This is a genomic window from Pseudomonas taiwanensis (genome assembly GCF_013393345.1).
Lineage (GTDB): Bacteria > Pseudomonadota > Gammaproteobacteria > Pseudomonadales > Pseudomonadaceae > Metapseudomonas > Metapseudomonas resinovorans_C.
This window is the reverse complement of the sequence record NZ_QJRF01000030.1, coordinates 15,596-36,015: the sequence shown is the minus strand read 5'-3', so window position 1 is coordinate 36,015 and position 20,420 is coordinate 15,596. Positions and strand designations below refer to the sequence as shown.

Annotated in this window: 17 protein-coding genes; 10 read left to right on the top strand and 7 right to left on the bottom strand. The window is 63.6% G+C overall.

Going from position 1 to position 20,420, the window contains the following annotated elements; all coding sequences use genetic code 11:
* Positions 1-135: 135 nt before the first annotated feature.
* Positions 136-765 carry a TetR/AcrR family transcriptional regulator gene (locus DM872_RS01445; protein ID WP_179057786.1) on the top strand — a complete coding sequence of 210 codons (630 nt, stop codon included), beginning with the start codon at positions 136-138 and terminating at the stop codon, positions 763-765.
* Between the two features lie 383 nt (positions 766-1,148).
* Here the strand turns inward: DM872_RS01445 and DM872_RS01440 are convergent, their stop codons facing one another.
* On the bottom strand, positions 1,149-1,586 hold the full coding sequence (locus DM872_RS01440; protein ID WP_179057785.1) for a GlcG/HbpS family heme-binding protein: 438 nt from the start codon (positions 1,584-1,586) through the stop codon (positions 1,149-1,151).
* A 361-nt stretch (positions 1,587-1,947) separates the two neighbouring features.
* Here DM872_RS01440 and gcl point away from each other — a divergent pair, with 361 nt between their 5' ends.
* The 6 genes from gcl (at position 1,948) to DM872_RS01410 (ending at position 9,509) form a co-directional block, all read left to right on the top strand.
* Positions 1,948-3,723: a glyoxylate carboligase gene (gene gcl / locus DM872_RS01435; RefSeq protein ID WP_179057784.1), complete on the top strand. Its 1,776-nt coding sequence runs from the start codon at positions 1,948-1,950 to the stop codon at positions 3,721-3,723.
* Positions 3,724-3,815: 92 nt separating this feature from the next.
* Positions 3,816-4,598, top strand: a complete 783-nt coding sequence (hyi, locus tag DM872_RS01430; protein ID WP_179057783.1) for a hydroxypyruvate isomerase — start codon at positions 3,816-3,818, stop codon at positions 4,596-4,598.
* A gap of 16 nt (positions 4,599-4,614) precedes the next feature.
* A complete protein-coding gene (locus DM872_RS01425) occupies positions 4,615-5,505 on the top strand; it encodes a 2-hydroxy-3-oxopropionate reductase (RefSeq protein WP_179057782.1) in 891 nt (296 codons plus the stop codon).
* 261 nt (positions 5,506-5,766) lie between these two features.
* On the top strand, positions 5,767-7,047 hold the full coding sequence (locus DM872_RS01420; protein WP_179057781.1) for a glycerate kinase type-2 family protein: 1,281 nt from the start codon (positions 5,767-5,769) through the stop codon (positions 7,045-7,047).
* Positions 7,037-8,452, top strand: a complete 1,416-nt coding sequence (gene pyk, locus DM872_RS01415; protein ID WP_179057780.1) for a pyruvate kinase — start codon at positions 7,037-7,039, stop codon at positions 8,450-8,452. The genes DM872_RS01420 and pyk overlap by 11 nt, the downstream gene beginning before the upstream one ends.
* Before the next feature lie 148 nt (positions 8,453-8,600).
* Positions 8,601-9,509: an urea transporter gene (locus DM872_RS01410; protein WP_179057779.1), complete on the top strand. Its 909-nt coding sequence runs from the start codon at positions 8,601-8,603 to the stop codon at positions 9,507-9,509.
* 132 nt (positions 9,510-9,641) lie between these two features.
* On the opposite strand, the gene DM872_RS01405 is transcribed toward DM872_RS01410, so the two are convergent.
* The 6 genes from DM872_RS01405 to recQ form a co-directional block, all read right to left on the bottom strand.
* Positions 9,642-11,774, bottom strand: a complete 2,133-nt coding sequence (locus DM872_RS01405) for a FimV/HubP family polar landmark protein (protein WP_179057778.1) — start codon at positions 11,772-11,774, stop codon at positions 9,642-9,644.
* Positions 11,775-12,046: 272 nt separating this feature from the next.
* Positions 12,047-13,450 (bottom strand): DHA2 family efflux MFS transporter permease subunit, encoded by a 1,404-nt coding sequence (locus DM872_RS01400; protein WP_179057777.1) that lies wholly within the window; start codon positions 13,448-13,450, stop codon positions 12,047-12,049.
* On the bottom strand, positions 13,450-13,884 hold the full coding sequence (locus DM872_RS01395; RefSeq protein WP_179057776.1) for a MarR family transcriptional regulator: 435 nt from the start codon (positions 13,882-13,884) through the stop codon (positions 13,450-13,452). Before DM872_RS01395 ends, DM872_RS01400 begins: the two co-directional genes overlap by 1 nt.
* Before the next feature lie 76 nt (positions 13,885-13,960).
* A complete protein-coding gene (locus DM872_RS01390) occupies positions 13,961-14,977 on the bottom strand; it encodes a DUF2804 domain-containing protein (RefSeq protein WP_179057775.1) in 1,017 nt (338 codons plus the stop codon).
* Positions 14,978-15,095: 118 nt separating this feature from the next.
* Positions 15,096-16,268, bottom strand: a complete 1,173-nt coding sequence (locus DM872_RS01385) for a GGDEF domain-containing protein (RefSeq protein WP_179057774.1) — start codon at positions 16,266-16,268, stop codon at positions 15,096-15,098.
* A 129-nt stretch (positions 16,269-16,397) separates the two neighbouring features.
* Positions 16,398-18,521, bottom strand: coding sequence for a DNA helicase RecQ (gene recQ, locus DM872_RS01380; RefSeq protein ID WP_179057773.1), 2,124 nt, complete (start codon positions 18,519-18,521; stop codon positions 16,398-16,400).
* Between the two features lie 137 nt (positions 18,522-18,658).
* Here recQ and DM872_RS01375 point away from each other — a divergent pair, with 137 nt between their 5' ends.
* From DM872_RS01375 to lapG, 3 genes are all read left to right on the top strand, one after another.
* Complete coding sequence (locus tag DM872_RS01375; protein ID WP_179057772.1) at positions 18,659-19,246, top strand: UPF0149 family protein; 588 nt, start codon at positions 18,659-18,661, stop codon at positions 19,244-19,246.
* Positions 19,247-19,256: 10 nt separating this feature from the next.
* A complete protein-coding gene (locus DM872_RS01370; RefSeq protein ID WP_179057771.1) occupies positions 19,257-19,658 on the top strand; it encodes a YbaN family protein in 402 nt (133 codons plus the stop codon).
* Positions 19,659-19,723: 65 nt separating this feature from the next.
* Complete coding sequence (lapG, locus tag DM872_RS01365; protein WP_179057770.1) at positions 19,724-20,419, top strand: cysteine protease LapG; 696 nt, start codon at positions 19,724-19,726, stop codon at positions 20,417-20,419.
* The last annotated feature ends 1 nt before the right edge of the window (position 20,420 follow it).

The following is a 20,420-nucleotide window of genomic DNA, read 5'->3' as shown; positions in this document are numbered from 1 at the left end:
CAGAATCAACACATTTTGTATACAGGAAATTCATCCAGTGGCTCGCTTGAGGGTCATTTGATGCCGGTGATACCATGCCCGACCTCTCGCCGGCCGGCCTTCCAGGCGCTTCGGCGAGCCAATAAAGGAGCCGATGTGAGTAGCATTCGCGAGCGCAACAGAGACCTCATCCTGCGCGCGGCCAGCGAGGAATTCGCCGACAAAGGGTTCGCCGCCACCAAGACGAGCGACATCGCGGCCAAGGCCGGCCTGCCCAAGCCCAACGTCTACTACTACTTCAAGTCGAAAGAGAACCTCTACCGCGAAGTTCTCGAGAGCATTGTCGAGCCGCTCCTGCAGGCATCCGCGCCCTTCAACCAGGCCGGCCACCCCCACGAAGTGCTCACGGCCTATATCCGCTCGAAGATACGCATCTCCCGCGACCTGCCCTACGCCTCCAAGGTGTTCGCCAGCGAAATCATGCACGGCGCCCCGCACCTCTCCCAGGAACAGACCGAGCACCTCAACCTGCAGGCAAAGCACAACATCGACTGCATCCAGGGCTGGATCGATCAGGGACTGATGGCCAAGGTCGACCCCCACCACCTACTCTTCAGCATCTGGGCCGCAACCCAGACCTACGCTGATTTCGACTGGCAGATTTCCACCGTCACCGGCAAGTCCAGCCTCAGCGAGGCCGACTACGACGCCGCCGCGGAAACCATCATCCGCCTGGTGATCAAGGGCTGCGAAGTGGAAGAAAAGGTTTCGGCGAAGAGCGCCTGAGACTTCGCACCGACGATGGCAACCCTGCGGGTTGCTTTCGCGAATGAATTCGCTCCCACCATAACCGCCTGCCGACACTCCTAGGCACCCCTTCGGGCTGCCTGGCGATTGCAAGTAGCTGCATTGCCCGTAGGAGCTGGCTTGCCAGCGAATGGCTCCTTTTCGCTAGCAAGCTAGCTCCTACAAGGCGCCTGGACCGACTGCTGAATGCTGGCAACAGCTAACGCAGACATTGCCAATGAATTCGCCCCTACAGAAGAGCAGCCCCTTCTAGCCATAGTCGCGTTTTTTTGCCCCCCCTAAAGACTTCGCCCCCACAGAGATGCACTCCCTGTGGGGGCGAATTCATTCGCTGAGGGCTGCGCAGCAGCCCCCATCAACGATCAGGCCGCGCCAGCGTCCGCCTTCAGACCGGCCGCTTCCACCGCACTGACCGCGCACTGCTCGTCGATATCGGACGTATCGCCGCTGATGCCAATGGCGCCGATCACGACGCCCTCACCATCACGAATCAGCACACCGCCCGGTGCCGGGACCAGGTTGCCGTCAGCCAGATTGTTCACCGCACCGATGAACGCCGGACGCTGTTGCGCGTCCGCGGCGATCAGGCGCGAACCCTTGCCCAGCGCCACCGCGCCCCAAGCTTTGCCGATGGCGATCTGCGGACGAAGCATGCTGGCGCCGTCCTGGCGCTGCAGGGTGATCAGGTGGCCGCCGGCGTCCAGCACGGCGATCGTCAGCGGCGCAGTGCGCAGCTCCCGACCAACGGTCAGGGCGTGATTGGAAATGCTCACAGCGGTTTCCAGGGTCAGGGTGGTCATTTTCAAGCGTTCCTCGTGAGTGGTTGAACCTTGTGCGGCGTCGTCCGGGCCAGGGTTGGCGCACTCCTGTATCCACGCGGGCATTTTCCAGCCCGTCCTGCGACGCATCCGAAAGCTGTAGCTCACTATCCCACCGAACACAAAAAAATCAACAGATAGATACAATCACATTATTTTTTGTATACAGTATTTCCGTCAGCGTTCTGACTACCGCTGGAGAGCCCCATGAAACAGGCGTTTTAAAAGAGTCGACGCCCTGCGACCTTTAGCCTCACAAATGGCCTTGACCCTTCAGTCAGACGATGAATAGAATCCAGCCACGTAGCTTGTATACAATTTTCACAAGAAAGAGGCACAAAACATGGCCAAAATGAGAGCAATCGAGGCTGCCGTCCTGGTGATGCGTCGCGAAGGCATCGACACCGCGTTCGGCATCCCCGGCGCCGCCATCAACCCGCTGTACGCAGCCCTGAACAAGATCGGCGGCATTGACCATGTACTGGCCCGTCACGTCGAAGGCGCCTCGCACATGGCTGAGGGTTACACCCGCACCAACGCAGGCAACATCGGCGTCTGCATCGGCACCTCCGGCCCCGCCGGCACCGACATGGTCACCGGTCTGTACTCGGCATCCGCCGACTCCATCCCGATCCTTTGCATCACCGGCCAGGCTCCGCGTGCCCGCCTGCACAAGGAAGACTTCCAGGCCGTCGATATCACCAGCATCGTCAAGCCCGTCACCAAGTGGGCAACCACCGTTCTGGAGCCGGGCCAGGTGCCCTACGCCTTCCAGAAGGCCTTCTATGAAATGCGCAGCGGCCGTCCGGGCCCCGTGCTGATCGACCTGCCGTTCGACGTGCAGATGGCCGAGATCGAGTTCGACATCGACGCCTACCAGCCGCTGCAGGTAGTGAAGCCGTCCGCCAGCCGCATCCAGGCCGAGAAGGCCCTGGCCATGCTGAACGACGCCGAGCGCCCGCTGCTCGTCGCTGGTGGCGGCATCATCAACGCCGACGCCTCCGCCAAACTGGTGGAGTTCGCTGAACTGACCGGCGTACCGGTCATCCCGACCCTGATGGGCTGGGGCACCATCCCCGATGACCATCCGCTGATGGCTGGCATGTGCGGTCTGCAGACCTCGCACCGCTACGGCAACGCCACCGTGCTGGAGTCCGACCTGGTGTTCGGTATCGGTAACCGCTGGGCCAACCGGCACACGGGTTCCGTCGACGTCTACACCCAAGGCCGCCGCTTCATCCACGTGGACATTGAACCCACCCAGATCGGCCGCGTTTTCACCCCGGACCTGGGCATCGTTTCCGACGCCGGTTCCGCGCTGGACGCATTCCTGGAAGTCGCCCGCGAGTGGAAAGCCGCTGGCAAGCTGAAGGACCGCAGCGCCTGGGTCGAATCCTGCCGCGAGCGCAAGCGCACCATGCAGCGCAAGACCCACTTCGACAACGTGCCGGTCAAGCCGCAGCGCGTATACGAAGAGATGAACGAGTTCTTCGGCAAGGACACCTGCTACGTCAGCACCATCGGTCTGTCGCAGATCGCCGGCGCGCAGTTCCTGCACGTCTACAAGCCGCGCCACTGGATCAACTGTGGCCAGGCGGGCCCGCTGGGCTGGACCGTTCCGGCAGCGCTCGGCGTGGTCAAGGCCGACCCGACCCGTCCGGTCGTGGCACTGTCCGGCGACTATGACTTCCAGTTCATGATCGAAGAGCTGGCCGTGGGCGCGCAGTTCAACCTGCCCTACATCCACGTACTGGTGAACAACTCCTACCTGGGTCTGATCCGTCAGGCACAGCGCGGCTTCGAAATCGACTTCTGCGTGCAGCTGTCCTTCGAGAACGTCAACGCACCGGAACTCAACGGCTACGGCGTGGACCACGTCGCGGTGGTCGAGGGCCTGGGCTGCAAGGCGATCCGCGTGCATGACGCCAACGACCTGCAGGCCGCCTTCGCCAAAGCCAAGCAGCTGATGGAAGAGTTCCGCGTACCGGTTGTGGTCGAGGTCATCCTGGAGCGTGTCACCAACATCTCCATGGGTACCGAGATCAACGCCATCAACGAGTTCGAGGAACTGGCCCAGTCTGGCGCCGACGCTCCGACCGCCATCTCGCTGCTGGATTGATTGCCGTCTTCCCCTCTCCTATTCGTGGTGGGAGAGGGGCTTTCACCTCCCTTCTCCCGCTCGCGGGAGAAGGGAATCAGAAGGAGACATTCATGCCCCGTTTTGCCGCCAACCTGTCCATGCTGTTCACCGAAGTGGACTTCCTGGATCGTTTCGCCGCTGCCGCCGAAGCCGGCTTCAGCGGAGTCGAATACCTCTTCCCCTACGACTTCCCCGTAGAGGAAATCCGCGCACGCCTGGACGCCAACAAACTGGAACAGGTGCTGTTCAACCTGCCGGCCGGTGATTGGGGCAAGGGCGAGCGTGGCATCGCCTGCCACCCCGACCGCGTGGAAGAGTTCCGTGCGGGTGTGGACAAGGCCATCGCCTACGCCAAGGTGCTGGGCAATACCCAGATCAACTGCCTGGCTGGCATCCGCCCGCAAGGCTACGACTGCGCGACCATCGAGAGCACCTTCGTGGAGAACCTCAAGTTCGCCGCCGAGAAGCTCCAGGCCGCCGGCATCAAGCTGGTGATGGAAGCCATCAACACCCGCGACATCCCCGGCTTCTACCTGAACAACACCAAGCAGGCCCTGGCCATCCGCGAAAAAGTGGGCAGCGCCAACCTGTTCCTGCAGTACGACATCTACCACATGCAAATCATGGAAGGAGACCTGGCGCGCACCGTCGAGTCCAACCTCGCCGCGATCAACCATGTGCAGCTTGCCGACAACCCGGGCCGCAACGAGCCGGGCACTGGCGAGATCAACTACCGCTTCCTCTTCGCGCACCTGGACCGTATCGGCTACCAGGGCTGGATCGGCTGTGAATACAAGCCGGCAACCACCACCGCTGCCGGCCTGGGCTGGCTGAAAACCCATAACGCCATCTAAGAACGAGGTATTCAACATGGCCAAGATCGGATTCATCGGCACCGGCATCATGGGCAAGCCCATGGCTCAGAACCTGCAGAAAGCCGGCCACACCCTGTTCTTCTCCGAACACTTCGACAAGGCTCCGGCCGACCTGCTGGGCGAGAACGGCGTCGCTCTGGCCAACCCGAAAGAGGTTGCCCAGGAAGCCGAGTTCATCATCGTCATGGTTCCGGACACCCCCCAGGTCGACGACGTCCTGTTCCGCAAGGACGGCATTGCCGAAGGCGTTGGTGCCGGCAAAGTCGTGATCGACATGAGCTCCATCTCCCCCACCGCCACCAAGGTCTTCGCCGAGAAGATCAAGGCGACCGGCGCTGCCTACCTGGACGCCCCGGTATCCGGTGGTGAAGTAGGTGCCAAGGCTGCGACCCTGAGCATCATGGTCGGTGGCTGCCCGAACGCCTTCGAACGTGCCCTGCCGCTGTTCCAGGCCATGGGCAAGAACATCACCCGCGTGGGTGCAAACGGTGACGGCCAGACCGCCAAGGTAGCCAACCAGATCATCGTTGCCCTGAACATCCAGGCCGTCGCCGAAGCGCTGCTGTTCGCTGCCAAGAACGGCGCCGATCCGGCCAAGGTACGTGAAGCGCTGATGGGCGGCTTCGCAGGCTCCAAGATCCTGGAAGTCCACGGCGATCGCATGATCAAGGGCACCTTCGATCCGGGCTTCCGTATCAGCCTGCACCAGAAGGACCTGAACCTGGCACTGTCCGGCGCCCGCGAACTGGGCCTGAACCTGCCGAACACCGCCAATGCCCAGCAAGTGTTCAGCACCTGCGCGGCCATCGGCGGCAGCAATTGGGACCACTCCGCCCTGATCAAGGGCCTGGAGCACATGGCCAACTTCTCGATTCGCGAGGAGTGATGTTTCGTAGGACGGGTTGAGCGCCAGCGCTGCCCATCGATCCGGCAGCTCCCGCGATGGCCAGCGCCCGCTCTACCCGTCCTACGATCCCTTTCGACCCTCCTGGTCCGCGGTGACACGGCGCCAACGACCAGGAAGGTCGATTCCAGTCCCGAGCTTCTGCGTGCGGCAGTTCGGGACTGAAATCGGCCAGACACGCCCAGCGACCCACTTCGCCGGCACACCGCCTTACAACAAGAATCCGCTCATCTGGAGCCTGCCATGTCCCTCGATCCCAAAGCCTTCCTGCGCGACCTGTTCGCCACCGCCATCGCCGCCGCCCACCCGCGCCAGGTCCTGGCCGACCACCTGCCCGCTGATCGCTCCGGCCGCGTCATCGTCATCGGCGCCGGCAAGGCAGCCGCCGCCATGGCCGAAGTGATCGAGCGCGAATGGCATGGCGAAATCTCAGGCCTCGTGGTGACCCGCTACGGCCATGGTGCCAACTGCAACAAGATCGAAGTGGTCGAGGCGGCCCACCCGGTACCTGACGCTGCAGGCCTGGAAACTGCCCAGCGCGTGCTCAAGCTGGTGAGTAACCTCAATGAATCCGATCGGGTGATCTTCCTGCTTTCCGGCGGTGGTTCCTCGCTACTCGCCCTGCCCGCCGAGGGCCTGACCCTCAAGGACAAGCAGGCGATCAACAAGGCGCTGCTGAAGTCCGGCGCCTCCATCGCCGAAATGAATTGCGTGCGCAAGCACCTCTCGGCGATCAAGGGCGGCCGCCTGGCCAAGGCCTGCTGGCCGGCGACCGTCTACACCTACGCGATCTCCGACGTACCGGGTGACGAGGCCACCGTGATCGCCTCCGGCCCCACCGTTGCCGACCCGACGACGTCGGCAGAAGCCCTCGCGATCCTCGCCCGCTACGAAATCGAGGTACCGGCCCACGTGCGCGCCTGGCTGCAGGACCCACGTTCGGAAACCGTCAAACCGGGTGATCCTTGCCTGTCCCGCAGCCACTTCCAGTTGATCGCCACACCCCAGCAATCCCTTGACGCCGCCGCCGAGAAAGTCCGCGCCGCCGGCCTCACTCCGCTGATCCTCGGCGACCTGGAAGGTGAATCCCGCGAGGTCGCCAAGGTCCATGCCGGCATCGCCCGCCAGGTCGTGCTGCATGGCCAGCCGATCAAGCCGCCATGCGTGATCCTCTCCGGCGGCGAGACCACCGTGACCGTGCGCGGCAATGGCCGTGGCGGGCGCAATGCCGAGTTCCTGCTGAGCCTGACCGCTGCCCTGAAAGGACTTCCGGGCGTCTACGCACTGGCTGGCGACACCGATGGCATCGACGGATCCGAAGACAACGCCGGCGCCCTCATGACCCCATGCAGCTACATCCGTGCAACCAAGCAAGGCCTGTCCGCGAACGACGAACTGGACAACAACAACGGATACGGGTATTTCGCCGCCCTCGGAGATCTCATCGTCACCGAGCCGACCCGTACCAACGTGAACGACTTCCGCGCCATCCTGATTCTCGAGAGCCCTGAAAATGACGCCTGACAAGAAAGTAAAAATCCTCGCCACCCTCGGTCCGGCGATCAAAGGCATCGACGACATCCGCCAACTGGTGGAAGCCGGCGTCAACCTGTTCCGCCTGAACTTCAGCCACGGCGAGCACGCCGACCACGCCCAGCGCTATCAGTGGGTACGTGAAGTCGAGCGCCAGCTGAACTATCCCATCGGCATCCTGATGGACCTGCAAGGCCCGAAACTACGCGTCGGTCGCTTCGCTGACGGCAAGGTCAACCTCGAGCGCGGCCAGGCCTTCCGCCTGGACCTGGATAGCACCCCTGGCGACGCGCGTCGGGTCAACCTGCCCCACCCGGAAATCATTGAGGCCCTGGAACCCGGTATGAACCTGCTGCTGGACGACGGTCGCCTGCGTCTGCAGGTAACCGCCAAGCACGCAGACGCTGTGGAAACCAAGGTGATTGCCGGTGGCGAGCTGTCCGACCGCAAAGGCGTCAACGTGCCGGAAGCCGTCCTTCAGCTGTCGCCGCTGACCGCCAAGGACCGCCGCGATCTGGACTTCGGCCTGGATCTGGGTGTGGATTGGGTCGCGCTGTCCTTCGTGCAGCGTCCGGAAGATATCGTCGAAGCCCGCGAGCTGATCAAGGGCCGCGCCTTCCTCATGGCCAAGATCGAGAAGCCCTCGGCCGTGGTGCACCTGGAAGAAATCGCCCGTCTCTGCGACGCCATCATGGTTGCCCGTGGCGACCTGGGCGTCGAAGTGCCGGCGGAGAATGTGCCGCGCATCCAGAAGGACATCATCCGCACTTGCCGCCAACTGGGCCGTCCGGTCGTGGTGGCCACGCAGATGCTGGAATCCATGCGCTTCTCCCCTGCCCCGACCCGCGCCGAGGTGACCGACGTTGCTAACGCCGTGGCCGAGGGTACCGACGCCGTGATGCTGTCCGCTGAAACCGCTTCCGGCGACTACCCGCTGGAAACCGTGCAGATGATGAGCAAGATCATTCGCCAGGTGGAAAACGGCCCGGACTTCCAGAGCCAGCTCGACGTCAGTCGTCCGCAGGCCGAGGCCACCGCGTCAGACGCCATCAGCTGCGCAATCCGCCGCATCAGCAGCATCCTGCCGGTAGTCGCACTGGTGAACTACACCGAGTCCGGCAGCTCCAGCCTGCGCGCGTCCCGCGAGCGGCCGAAGGCGCCGATCCTCAGCCTGACGCCGAATCTGCATACCGCACGTCGCCTGACCGTGGCCTGGGGTATCTACTCGGTCGTCAACGAACGCCTGCACAAGGTCGAGGAAGTCACCAGTACCGCTCTGGAGATCGCCCAGGCCCAGGGCATGGCCACGCGTGGCGATACCGTGGTAATCACTGCCGGCGTACCATTCGGCCAGCCGGGCAGCACCAACAGCCTGCGGATCGAGACCCTGAATTAATGTGAAACACCCGGTGCGACGATTTCCGAAGAGAACCCGCGCGCCCCGCCCCGGCCTTGATGCCGGGGCGATAACAGAAATCCCATCTGGCTAATGCCAGTTAATCGGCGCCCGCTTACCCGGGCGCCTACTTTTTTTGCAAGCTGCCATGTACCGACTGCCCCTACGACCCGAAGTCCGTAGCTGGGCTTCTGCCCAGTTGAACGGTTTCAGCCAGATATTCCTCCAGCGCCATCCCGCGTGCGGCGCGCTGATCCTGCTCGCCATCGCGGTGGGCGCTCCCAACCTGCTGGGCGGAGCCCTGCTCGGCGGAGCCGCCTCCTGGCTCACCGCCGTACGCCGCCGCTATGCCCCGGCAGACATCGAAGCCGGACTCTACGGCTACAACGGGGTGTTGCTCGGCCTTCTGCTGAGTGCGCGCTTCGAACCTTCGCTCTACCTGGCGCTGCTGATTCTCTGCGCCAGCGGGTTATCCAGCCTGGTGCTCAATCCCCTGCTCAAGGCAGTTCGCCAGCACAACTGGCTGCCCGCCTATACCTCGCCCTTCGTTGGCCTCGGCTGGCTGTTGCTGGCCCTGGGAGGTCCGCTGGAACTGACGCCTACCCCAGTTGCTGCCACCACCCTGCAATTCGGCTGGGTCGATACGCCGCTGACGATCGTGCGGGGCATCGGCCAGGTGATTTTCCTCGATCAGCCAATCGCCGGTGCCCTGGTACTCGTTGCCCTGTTCCTCGCCGGATGGCGCGTGGGCGTCTGGGCCCTGCTCGGCTCTGGCACCGCCCTGGCCCTGGCACTCCTCCAGGGAATGCCGATGCAAGCGGTGCTGGCCGGACTGTTCAGCCTCAACGGCGCCCTGATCGCCCTGGCACTGGGCAAGGATCTGCGTCGCCCCTGGTGTGCGCTGGCCGGCATCCTGCTGGGTGTTGCACTGCAGCCCGGTTTCGCCGCCCTCGGCCTGCCAGCCATGACCGCACCCTTTATCCTCGCTTGCTGGCTGGTGCTGGTGGCCAAGCGAATGATGGGGCTGGCACAACCTGCGCCGTCACGGACATTGTAGGAACGAGCTTGCTCGCGAAGGCTTTGCACGGGGCTGTTCGCGAGCAAGCTCGCTCCTACACGCTTTTGCGGTGCGACCTCAAATGAAAAAGCCCGGACCAGGTCCGGGCTTTTTCATTGGGTTTGAGACGCTTCAGGCGATCTTCGCCAGGAGGTCACGCGCTTCCTGTTTCTGCTGATCGTCGCCTTCGCTGATGACCTCGTTGAGGATGCTGCAGGCCGCCTCGATATTGCCTTGCTTGATGTAGGCGAGCGCCATGTTCAGCTTGGTGAGGTTTTCCTGGCGGGCATCCAGCATGTCCAGTTCTTCCAGGGTGACCATGGGATCGACGAACTCGGCGGTGAGTTCGTCCAGGCTTTCGGCCTGGGCCAGTTCCGGCAACTCGCCGAAGGGGCTCAGGGTGTCGGCGTCGAGGGTCATCTCGAAGACTTCCGGAAGCTCCTGGAGATTGGTCGGGAAGCCCAGGTCGTCTTCCACAGTCGCGAAGGCCTGGACCACAGTGGCCTTGCGCTTGGGCTCGGCGGTCTTGAACGGGCTGACCTGTTCCCAGTCGGCATCCAGCGGGTAGCCATCGAAGTCGGATTGCACGCCTTCGACAGGCTCATTGCTGGCCTTGGCGAGAGCCGAAGCCGCGTCGTCCAGTACGAACACCGGCTCGCTCGGAGCCACCGAACCCAGATCCGTATAACGGGCACAGATGGCGGCCAGACGGCCTTCGTCGGCATGCAGGTCGCGCAGCGCGGCTTCTTCAAGGGTGAAGGCCACCGTGTCACGCAGCTCGCCCAGCACTTCCAGCAGGCGATAACGCAGCTCCAGACGCTGCGGCTCCTGCGCAACAGCCGGACGCAAAACAGCCAGGGCTTCGCGCCAGCGGCCGTAAGCGATGTAGATATTGGCGCCTTCCAATGCATCGGAATTGAGCTTGGCGACGGGTAGTGCAACAACGACCGGCGACACAGCGACGGGCGCGACCGGCGCGGGCTTCGGCATTGCCGGGGCAACCGGCTGCACTTCCTCGCGACGATGCTGGAAGGCCACCTTGGCCTTGCCGGTCGTTTGGGCTTCTTCCAGTTCCTGCTCCTGAGCCTCGCGACGGGAACGACGCAGCAGCACCCAATCCAGGAGGAACAACAGCACCAGACCGGAAACCATGATCGCCCACCAGACCGGGCTGATACCGGAGCTGCCCGCCTGGACGGGAGCGAGCGAACTCTGCTCGGCTGCCTGGGCGGCAGGAATGATTGCTGGTGCGGGCGCTGGCTGGGCTTTCGGTGCCTCGCTTGCCACTGGAGGAGTGGCGATCTGCTGGACTTGCTGCTGCAGCGAGGTCATCTGCTGGTCGCTGCCGCTCAATTGCTCTTGCATGGCGTCCAGCTTCGCCTGGAGCTCGGCGATGTGCTGGCGCAGTTCTGCACGTTCGGCCTCACCCTGCGCGAGGCTGGAATCCACTCGCTGCTGTGCCTGGGTCAGTTCGTCGAGAGTCGGCCCCGACGGCGCGGTGATCACGGGTGCTGCCACCTGGCTCTCAGTCGGTGCAGCGACAGGCGCCACAGCGACGGGAGCGCTGTTCTGCACGGCGCTATCGGGCAGCAGCAGGGTTTGTCCGGCATGCAGACGATTCAGGTCGCCATCTGGGAACGCTTGTGGATTAAGGGCATAGATACCATCCAGCATCTGCTGCTGGGTCATGCCACTGCCTGCGCTCAAGCGCTTGGCGATTGCCCAGAGGCTGTCACCCCGTGCGACCTGGTAGTGCTTGCCCTGGGTAGCGGCAGGTGCCGGCCTGGGTTGTACCGGTGCGGCGGGGGTGGTTGCGACAATCGCCTCACGCAGCGGTTCGACCGGTGCGGTGCTTGCGGTGTAAGCCGAACCGGGCGGATCCAGCAGCAGGGTATATTCGCGCAGCAGCTTGCCATTGGGGCGAGCCACTTCGACGATGAAATTCAGATAAGGCTCACGGACGGGCTGGTTGGAAAGCACGCGAATGCGGCTGCCCGAGCCACGGATCACGGGGCTGAAGCGAAGGTCGTTGAGAAAGATAAAGCGGTCGACACCGGCACGGTCGAAGTCATCGGACGAAGCCAGCCTGACCTTGATCTCACTGTCGTTGAGGTCGCCGACTTCGAGTAGCTCGATTTCGGCATCCAGTGGCTGGTTCAGGGCGGAGTGCAAGGTGATTTCGCCTAGCCCCAGAGCTGGCACCAGGCCTGAATAAAGTGCAGAGCCTGAAGCAAGTGTCAGCAGGAGCTTGTGAACCCTCGCCATACGTCCTCCCCGGTCACGCGTATTCGCGAGTCGCACCTCTGATGTCCCGCCCGGGCATCCTCGAAGTGACGCGAAAATTCGTTGACCTCAAAACCACAATGATAGCGGGATGCCGCTCCTTATCCATCCCACGCAACACCTGATCTGACGGGCGTCCTGCACCTTCATCCAGCATAATGGCAGCTGGCCACAAAGCTGTTCTGTAGCTTACTCCACTATAGGAAAAAATTAACCAGGGTCTTGACAAAATTTTCGTCGTGCGATTTGCACGTTCAAGACCTTGCAGAGCGCACGCCCCAGGCGGGTGCCACCGCCATCAGGAAGAGCAGCGCAACCAGCCAGAAGCTCTGTTCGAACGCGAGTGCTTCAGCCGCTGCGTTCCCCCCTTCTGCCGCATGGCGCCACTCCAGGAAGAAGGTCAGCAGGTTGACCCCAAAGGCGCCACCCAACTGGCGCACGAAGGTGATCGCCCCGGCCCCCAGGGCCAGTTCCTCGGCACTCAGGACATCCAAGGCTCCCGTGCTCATGGCGGGCAGGAGCAACCCGAGCCCCAACCGCCCCACGCAGGCCCATCCGCACAGCGCCAGGAAAGAAGCTCCCTGGCCAGCCAACCCCAGCGCTGCTGACGAGACTGCGAATACCAGCAGGCCGAACACCAGCATGGAAGCAGCCGAGAGGCGGTCGCTGGCCCAGCCGCCGAGAAAAGAGGCCAGCCCCAGCACCACGCCGGTTGGCAACAGCAGAAGACCTGCCTGGCCGGCGCTGTACCCTTCCACCGTCTGCAGGAAAAGTGGAATCAGGTACGTGGAGCCGTACAGCCCCAGCCCAAGCACCAGAGCGACCCAGCTTGCCTTACGAAACGCGGGATGACGCCACAGCTGCAACGGCAGCAATGGCCGCTCGCAGGCGCGGCTACGCCGCAGGAAGAGCACGGCGCAGCCCATGCCCAGCAGCCCGGGTATCCAGGCGCTGGGCGCCATCCAACCGAAGCGCTGTGCCTCGGCCAAGGCACCCAGCAGGGCGAAGAGCGCAACACTCAGCAGGGCGAAGGCGCGGAGGTCCACGCCGGGTGTATTGCGGTCGCGTACGCTGGGCATCAACCACTGGGCCCCCAGCAGTGCCAGCAGGCAGAGCGGCAAGGGAAGCCAGAACACCGCCTCCCAGCCGAAGTGATCGATCAGATAGCCGCCGATGGTGGGCCCGAGGGTCGGCGCCACCATGATGCCCAGCCCATAGATACCCAGCGCCAGGCCACGGCCGCCTTCGGAATAGACACGGAAGATCAGCACCATCGCCAACGGCTGGATGATGCCGGCGCAAGCGCCCATGACGATGCGCAGGGCAATCAGCTGCCAGGCCGCGTCCGCTACCAGCGCCAGCAAGGAAGCCAGGCTGAACAGACCAAGCCCGAGCTGCACAGTGCGCCGCGCCCCCAGCCTGGACTGGCACCAGGCGGCCAGCAGCAAGCCCGCCGTCATCGCGGCAAGGAACCCGGTTGAGAGCCATTGCGCCAGCGGCCGGCCGATGTCGAAGTCGGACATGATCGCCGGCAGTGCGACATTGATGCTGGTGGAAGCGAGGATCATCGCCATGCTGCCGAGCATCAGCAGGCCCAGCAGCCATTGCGGATAGCGAGCGCCGAAGCGCTCGTGCAGCGCTTCCAGGTCCTGCCCCATCAGAGGCGGTCCAGGTTCGCCAGAATCCTTGCGTGAACCTGTTGGCAATGGCGCAACTCTTCATCTTCGATGCCGTCGAAGAGTTCCTGGCGCAATTGACTGGAGATGGCTTCGATCTTCTCGATCAGGGGGCGGGCCGGAGGGCACAGGGCGATCTTCTTCGCGCGCCGGTCTTCGACGACGGCCATGCGCTGGATCAGGCCCTGCGCTTCCAGGCTGTCCAGCAGGCGAGCCAGGGTCGGGCCTTCGACGCCGACGCTCTTGGCCAGCTCGCGCTGGGTCGGGGATTCATCGAAACGGGAGAGGTGCAGCAGCACCAGCCAGCGCGCCTGGGACAGGCCCATGCCGGCCAGGCGGCGGTCGAGTTCAGCGCGCCATGCGCGGGACATCTGCGCGAGTTGCATGGCGAAACGGTGTTGATCGGGGTAGGACATCGAATTGACTCGGACTTCTTATACTAATAATTAGCCAGCTAACCATAGCCGAAAGCCGCGAGCAAGCCCCCTCCCCCTACCACTTCACATACTGGTCCTCGACGAATCCCCACATTTTTTCGATCCGGACTGGCGCACGCCCCGCCGGACGCAGCGTGCCGCTAAAGCGCCCGAATACTTGCTTGAAATTGCTTGCAATGAAACCAAGGTTCAGCCGCTCCTCGTGCAGCCCTTCGCCCTCGAAAGTGAGCTCGACCTGACCATCGTGAGACGCGATGGCCCAGGTCCTCAGCGGCTGGTCGCGATCGAAGGTGAAGCGCATGGTATCAACCTTGAGCAATTCCCCGTCCAGCCAGAAGCAGTTCTCGGTGAAGCTCGTCTCGTTCACCCCGCAGGACAGGTTCAGGCCGACCCGCAGCCCATCAGCCAGCCCGGACAGGCAGGCCCAATTCCAGTTGGTTTCCGGGCGCATGTAGCCCGCCGACCAGTCGTGATGAGCGAAGGCGCCGATCTGCGCCAGATCGAAGTTGCCCAGAGCGCTGCTCACCTGGCCCTGGCAGGCGACCCCCGCCACCTTCTGCGCGTAGACCCAACCATTCACGGCCGTCGGCGTGCAGATGCACATGGGCTGGAAGGCCGGCTCTCGTTCAGTGAACCAGGCGTCGATGCGGGTGCCGTCGTCCAGCTCCACCAGCAGGCGCTTCTGTGCCAGATCCGCGCGATTCTCCAGGCGCAGCAGGTTGCGGCCCTGACGCAGTTCGCAAACACCTTCATCCGGCGTTTGGGAAAACGTGGTCCCGAAGCCCAGCGGCAGCTTGAACTGGCGCTCGATCATGCGGCCGCTGGCCGGATGGAAGAGATAAACGAAGCCGACCCCAACCAGGCTCAGGTTGGCCAAGGCGCAGCCACCGATCAGTTCGTCACTGAGCAAGCCGAAGTACTGGAATTGGTGAAAGCGCCGCCACTTCGTCAGAGCCCCCAGACGACGCCCCATGGGCGAGCGGAAGTCGAAATCGCGGTAGTTGATGAGGTCCGGTGCAGCGGGAAAGATGCCGTAGCGTGGCTGGCCGTCGGCCTGGATCAGCTTGTCCATGCGGATCGCTCGAAGCGGGAGGAGCGGCGATGCTAGCACCGGCCGCCGCGCCGGACAGTCACGGCGCGCGCCATCCGAAGCGACGAATTGAGTTCTGCACGAAAAGTCTCGTCAGAACTCAGGCCACCACCCGATTGCGGCCAAAAGCCTTGCCCTCGTATAGGGCGCGATCCGCATGCTCGTAGAGTTCGTAGAGCTTGCCCAATGGCATGCCCGGTAACGGATGGATGCAGGCGACGCCGATGGACATGGTCAGCACCGGCGCGGTAGGTGAGGCCTCATGACGGATGGACTGGCCTTCCAGGGCTGCGCGCAGCTTCTCGGCGCAGCGACGCGCTTCCTGCTCGCCAATGTCATAGAGCAACACTGCGAACTCCTCGCCCCCCAAGCGCACCGCCATGTCGAGCGGGCGACGCGCGGTGTCTTCGAGGACGCGCGCCACCTGTTGCAGCACCTGGTCACCGGCCTGGTGGCCGTAGCGGTCGTTGTAGGCCTTGAAATGATCGACGTCGCAGAGCAACAGGGCCAAACCGTGCTGCTCCCGCTGAGCCTGCCGCCACAACCGCTCCAACTGGCGATTGAAGCTGCGGCGGTTGTACAGGCCGGTGAGGCTGTCGTGGTCGGCCAGCACGCGCATCAGGCGGCTGATTAGGAAATGCTCGCGCGACTTGAACTCCAGCAGGTAACAACCGACCGCACCCGCCAGATTGCCGAACAGCAGGAACAGCAGGTTGTTCACCAGTCGCGGCCAGGGCAGCCCGGCCCAGAGCTCCAGCCCGACATAGGCCAGCACCATCACCAGGGAAACGCCCAGCGCCTCCACGAGCCGCAGCCCCACAAGGAAATAGGCTGCCATGCACACCAGCAACAAGCCTTCATAAGGGAACGACGGATCGCTGCGATGGGCGATGGCCACCACTGCCGCCGCACCTATGCCGAGGGCGCCGATGCAGACCAGGCTGAGGGGGGCCAAGAGGTGGCGCTGCCGCCGCTGGAGCATGAGGACGCCGCACACCAGCAGCAATCCCAGCACGCCCAGCCGCACCGCCAACATCCACCAACGTTCCTCGCTGCTGATCAGATAGAAATCGAGCACGGCGAACGCCAGCCAGATCAGCAGGCCGACGCTGAGGGCGATGCGTTTGAGATCGAAATTCTCTTCGAGGAAGTAATCGCGGTACTCGCGCTCCAACGAGCGCGTGAATCGCAGATGCCGAAACCCCAGCTCGAGCTGATCGGCATAGGGATTGGGGCGAACGTCGTTTAGCCAGGCAGTGTTGCTGTAGGACACAACTACCTCTTCTGTCGGAGGCCTCTGACGCACATTAGCCGGTCGTGCATTGCGTCACAAGTTCGTCGTTTTGCACCGCCAGTTTTTCGGCGCCCGCCACTACCCCACAGTTCGCCGCGTTCGCGCGTCTCAGCTCTCGAATTCAGCCTGCAGGGCAGCCCGTACGCAATGCAGCACGCCGTCGGGCACTCGGCCGGCAAACACCTGGGCCACGTCGGAAACCGGCGGCAGCTCCCCCTCGCCGTCCAGGAAGGCGTCCTGGATCTCGCCCAGCAGGTCTTCCGGCAGGTCCAGTGCCTGCTCCAGGCTCAACTGCTGGTTGCCGATGGTCTCTGCCAGCAGGCTGTAGACGTTCTTTTCGCTGCAATTGAGTTGACGAGCGATTTGCGCCGGGGTCATCCCCGCACGCGCCAGGCTCACCAGTTCGTGACGCAGATCGGTGACCGCACGCGGGGCTTCGGCAGCGCCATTCAGCACCTCGAGGAAGGCGTCGCCATATCGCTCCAGCTTGCGTGCGCCTACGCCGCTGACCTGCGCCATGTCGGACAGGCTGCGCGGCTTGCTGCGGAGCATTTCCAGCAGGGTCGCGTCGGGGAAGATGACATAGGGCGGCACGCTGTGTTCTTCCGCCAGCTTGCGGCGCAGCGCGCGCAGGGCTTCCCACTGCTCGCGTTCTTCGCCGCGCACCAACTGACTGGCGGCACTGGCAGCCGGCTTCGGCGCCTTGGTCGACAGGTCGCGACGCAGTTCCAGCTGCACCTCACCCCGCAGCAGCGGGCGGCACGCCTCGGTCAGGCGCAAGCCACCGAAGCCTTCGAGGTCCACGTCCGCCAGGCCGCGGGCGACCAGCTGGCGGTAAAGGGTGCGCCATTCATTTTCGGAGAGGTTCTTCCCCATGCCGAATACGGACAGGTGCTGATGGCCGGAGGAACGCACCTTCTCGTTGTCACGCCCCAGCAACAGGTCCACCAGGTGGCCGACGCCATAGCGCTGGCCACTGCGGTGAATGGCCGAAAGGGCCATGCGTGCCGGTTCAGTAGCGTCCCAGGTCTGTACGCCGTCGGTGCAGATGTCGCAGTGGCCGCAAGGTTGCGGCAGCACCTCGTCGAAGTAGGTCAGCAGCGCCTGGCGGCGGCAGCGGGTTTCCTCGCACAGGGACAACATGGCATCCAGCTTGTGCTGCTCGATGCGCTTGTGACGTTCGTCCCCCTCGGAGTTGCTCAGCATCTGCTTGAGCAGCAGCACGTCCTGCAGGCCGTAGGCCATCCAGGCATCCGCAGGCAGGCCATCGCGGCCGGCGCGGCCGGTTTCCTGGTAATAGGCTTCGAGGGACTTGGGCAGGTCCAGATGGGCGACGAACCGCACGTTGGGTTTGTCGATGCCCATACCGAAAGCGATGGTCGCCACCATGATCAGCCCTTCCTCATTAAGGAAGCGCTTCTGGTGGTGGGCGCGCAGATCGTTGGACAGCCCCGCGTGATAAGGCAGCGCCGGGAAGCCCTGCTCGGAAAGGAAGGACGCCACTTCCTCCACCTTCTTGCGCGACATGCAGTAGACGATCCCGGCATCGCCACGACGTTCAGCGAGGAATCCCAGCAATTGCTTGCGTGGCTGATCCTTGGCGACGATGCGGTAGAAGATGTTCGGCCGGTCGAAGCTGGAGAGGAAACGCTCGGCATTCTGCAGGTGCAGACGCTGGACCATTTCCTCGCGGGTACGCATGTCGGCCGTGGCGGTCAGCGCCATGCGCGGAACATTGGGGAAGAGTTCGGCCAACTGGCCCAGTTGCAGGTATTCCGGACGGAAATCATGCCCCCACTGGGATACGCAGTGCGCTTCGTCGATGGCGAACAGGCCGATCTCCAGGCGCTGCAGGAACGCCAGCATGCGCGGTTGCACCAGGCGTTCGGGGGCGAGGTAGAGCAGCTTGATCTCGCCACGGCGGATGCGCTCGGCGATATCCCGCTGGGCCTCGGCCGACAGCATGGAGTTCAGCGCCACGGCCGGCACGCCCAACTCGTCCAGGGTGGCGACCTGGTCCTCCATCAACGCGATCAGCGGCGACACCACCACGGTCAATCCGTCGCGCAGCAGCGCCGGCACCTGGAAGCAGAGCGACTTGCCGCCACCGGTCGGCATCAGCACCAGGGCATCGCCCCCGGAGGCCACACGTTCGATGATCGCAGCCTGATTGCCGCGAAAAGCGTCGTAGCCGAATACGTCTTTGAGGATGCGCAGTGCCTGATCGAGCATGGGGGTCTCCGGAGCAAGCCGCGCATTATACGTCAGCCGCGCCGGCAAGATGGCCACGCCCATCGCCCTCGCCTTTTGCCGCCAACCGCTCACTAGACTAGAATTCAGCGTCGTTTATTCCTCAAGGTAGTCCCACGATGTCCTTCGCTGAGCAACTGTCCCGCCTGCAAGCCTTTCTCGACGCCGATGACCTGCACGAGGAGGCTCTGGACTATGTGGCCACCCATGGCTACCTGACCGCCCTGTCGATCTGCCCGGACCAGGTGCCCGAGCGCGAGTGGATCGACGCCCTGTTCGCCGAGCCGCCGCACTACCGCAGCGAAGCCGAGCGCGAAGAGATCGAATCCACCCTGCTGGCCCTCCAGGCCCACATCGCCCGCCAGTTGGCCAGCGATGAAGACCCCGAGATGCCCTGCGACCTGGACCTGGGCGAGGACCCGGACGATTCCGACCTGCGTGGCTGGTGCATCGGCTTCATGGAAGGCGTGTTCCTGCGCGAGGAAACCTGGTTCGAAAGCGCCGAGGAAGAAGTCAGCGAATTGCTGCTGCCGATCATGGTGGGTTCCGGCCTGTTCGACGAACAGCCCGAGTTCGCCGACATCGCCAAGGACCGCGACCTGGTGGACGAGATGATCGAGCAGATCCCCGAACTGCTGACCGCTCTCTTCCTGCTCTGCAACGCCCCGGAAGAAAAACCTGCCCTGCTCAAGCCCCGTCACCACTAAGGCGGCGCGGATGGCGCACAGCGATATCCAGCAGCAGCGCCACCCGGCGCTGCGCATGATCCTCCTGATCATCGGCTGGCTCAGCGTCGTCCTGGGCGTGATCGGCATCTTCCTGCCGGTACTGCCCACCACGCCTTTCCTGCTGCTCGCCGCGGCCTGCTTCGTGCGCAGTTCGCGGCGGTTCTACCTCTGGCTGGTGGAACACCCGAAACTCGGCCCCTGGATACGCGACTACCTGGAAGGCCACGGCATTCCCCTCAAGGGCAAGGTCTACGCGCTGGTCCTGATGTGGGCCAGCATCACCCTCTCCTGCTTCCTTGTGCCGATGCCCTGGGCTCGCGGCTTCATGCTCACCAGCGCCGTTCTGGTGAGCGTCTACATCCTTCGCCAGAAAACCCTGCGCAGCCACTGACACCACCCCCGGCAAATCATCGATTCCCGCCTATGCTCTGAGCATCCTGGGCGGAGAGACGGCTGATGCGGCAACGCTGGGCGGCAATCGGACTGCGGCAACCCTCGTGGCTGGCATGGCAAGGCGGCTGCCTGCTCGCCGGCCTGCTGCTCTGCCTGACCAGCGTGCTGGCCAACTGGGACTTCGAGCTGATCCTGCAGAACGCCACCAAACGCTATGGCGACCTGGGCCCGGCGAAGGCACGCATCGTCGCCTGGAGCGAGCTGATCCAGGCCAGCGTCGATTTGCCCGAAGCCGATAAGCTCACAGCCGTGAACCGCTTCTTCAACCGCCAGTTCCGTTTCACCGATGACATCCGCACCTGGCGCGAGAACGACTACTGGGCCACCCCCGTCGAAGCGCTGGTCAAGGGCGCTGGCGATTGCGAGGACTACTCCATCGCCAAGTACTTCACCTTGCGTCGCCTCGGCATTCCGGCCGAAAAGCTGCGCATCACCTACGTCAAGGCACTGCGCCAGAACCAGGCGCATATGGTGCTCACCTACTACAAGACCCCCACCGCCGATCCCCTGGTACTGGACAACCTGATCGGCGAGATACGCCCGGCCTCCCAGCGCACCGACCTGCTGCCGGTCTATGCCTTCAATGCCGAAGGCCTCTACACCGGTGCCAAGCGTGCCGGCGATACCAAGAAACTGTCGCGCTGGCAGGACCTGCTGAAAAAAATGAGAGCCGAAGGCTTCGCCATAGGAGAGGGTTAGC

Bases quoted from the DNA above. Each gene is read 5' to 3' on its own strand.
- pyk (WP_179057780.1), top strand. From the start codon at position 7,037: ATGACGCCTGACAAGAAAGTAAAAATCCTCGCCACCCTCGGTCCGGCG.
- hyi (WP_179057783.1), top strand. From the start codon at position 3,816: ATGCCCCGTTTTGCCGCCAACCTGTCCATGCTGTTCACCGAAGTGGAC.
- DM872_RS01440 (WP_179057785.1), bottom strand. From the start codon at position 1,586: ATGACCACCCTGACCCTGGAAACCGCTGTGAGCATTTCCAATCACGCC.
- DM872_RS01375 (WP_179057772.1), top strand. From the start codon at position 18,659: ATGTCCTTCGCTGAGCAACTGTCCCGCCTGCAAGCCTTTCTCGACGCC.
- DM872_RS01390 (WP_179057775.1), bottom strand. From the start codon at position 14,977: ATGGACAAGCTGATCCAGGCCGACGGCCAGCCACGCTACGGCATCTTT.
- DM872_RS01420 (WP_179057781.1), top strand. From the start codon at position 5,767: ATGTCCCTCGATCCCAAAGCCTTCCTGCGCGACCTGTTCGCCACCGCC.
- lapG (WP_179057770.1), top strand. From the start codon at position 19,724: ATGCGGCAACGCTGGGCGGCAATCGGACTGCGGCAACCCTCGTGGCTG.
- DM872_RS01400 (WP_179057777.1), bottom strand. From the start codon at position 13,450: ATGGGGCAGGACCTGGAAGCGCTGCACGAGCGCTTCGGCGCTCGCTAT.
- recQ (WP_179057773.1), bottom strand. From the start codon at position 18,521: ATGCTCGATCAGGCACTGCGCATCCTCAAAGACGTATTCGGCTACGAC.
- DM872_RS01405 (WP_179057778.1), bottom strand. From the start codon at position 11,774: ATGGCGAGGGTTCACAAGCTCCTGCTGACACTTGCTTCAGGCTCTGCA.
- gcl (WP_179057784.1), top strand. From the start codon at position 1,948: ATGGCCAAAATGAGAGCAATCGAGGCTGCCGTCCTGGTGATGCGTCGC.
- DM872_RS01425 (WP_179057782.1), top strand. From the start codon at position 4,615: ATGGCCAAGATCGGATTCATCGGCACCGGCATCATGGGCAAGCCCATG.
- DM872_RS01395 (WP_179057776.1), bottom strand. From the start codon at position 13,884: ATGTCCTACCCCGATCAACACCGTTTCGCCATGCAACTCGCGCAGATG.
- DM872_RS01410 (WP_179057779.1), top strand. From the start codon at position 8,601: ATGTACCGACTGCCCCTACGACCCGAAGTCCGTAGCTGGGCTTCTGCC.
- DM872_RS01370 (WP_179057771.1), top strand. From the start codon at position 19,257: ATGGCGCACAGCGATATCCAGCAGCAGCGCCACCCGGCGCTGCGCATG.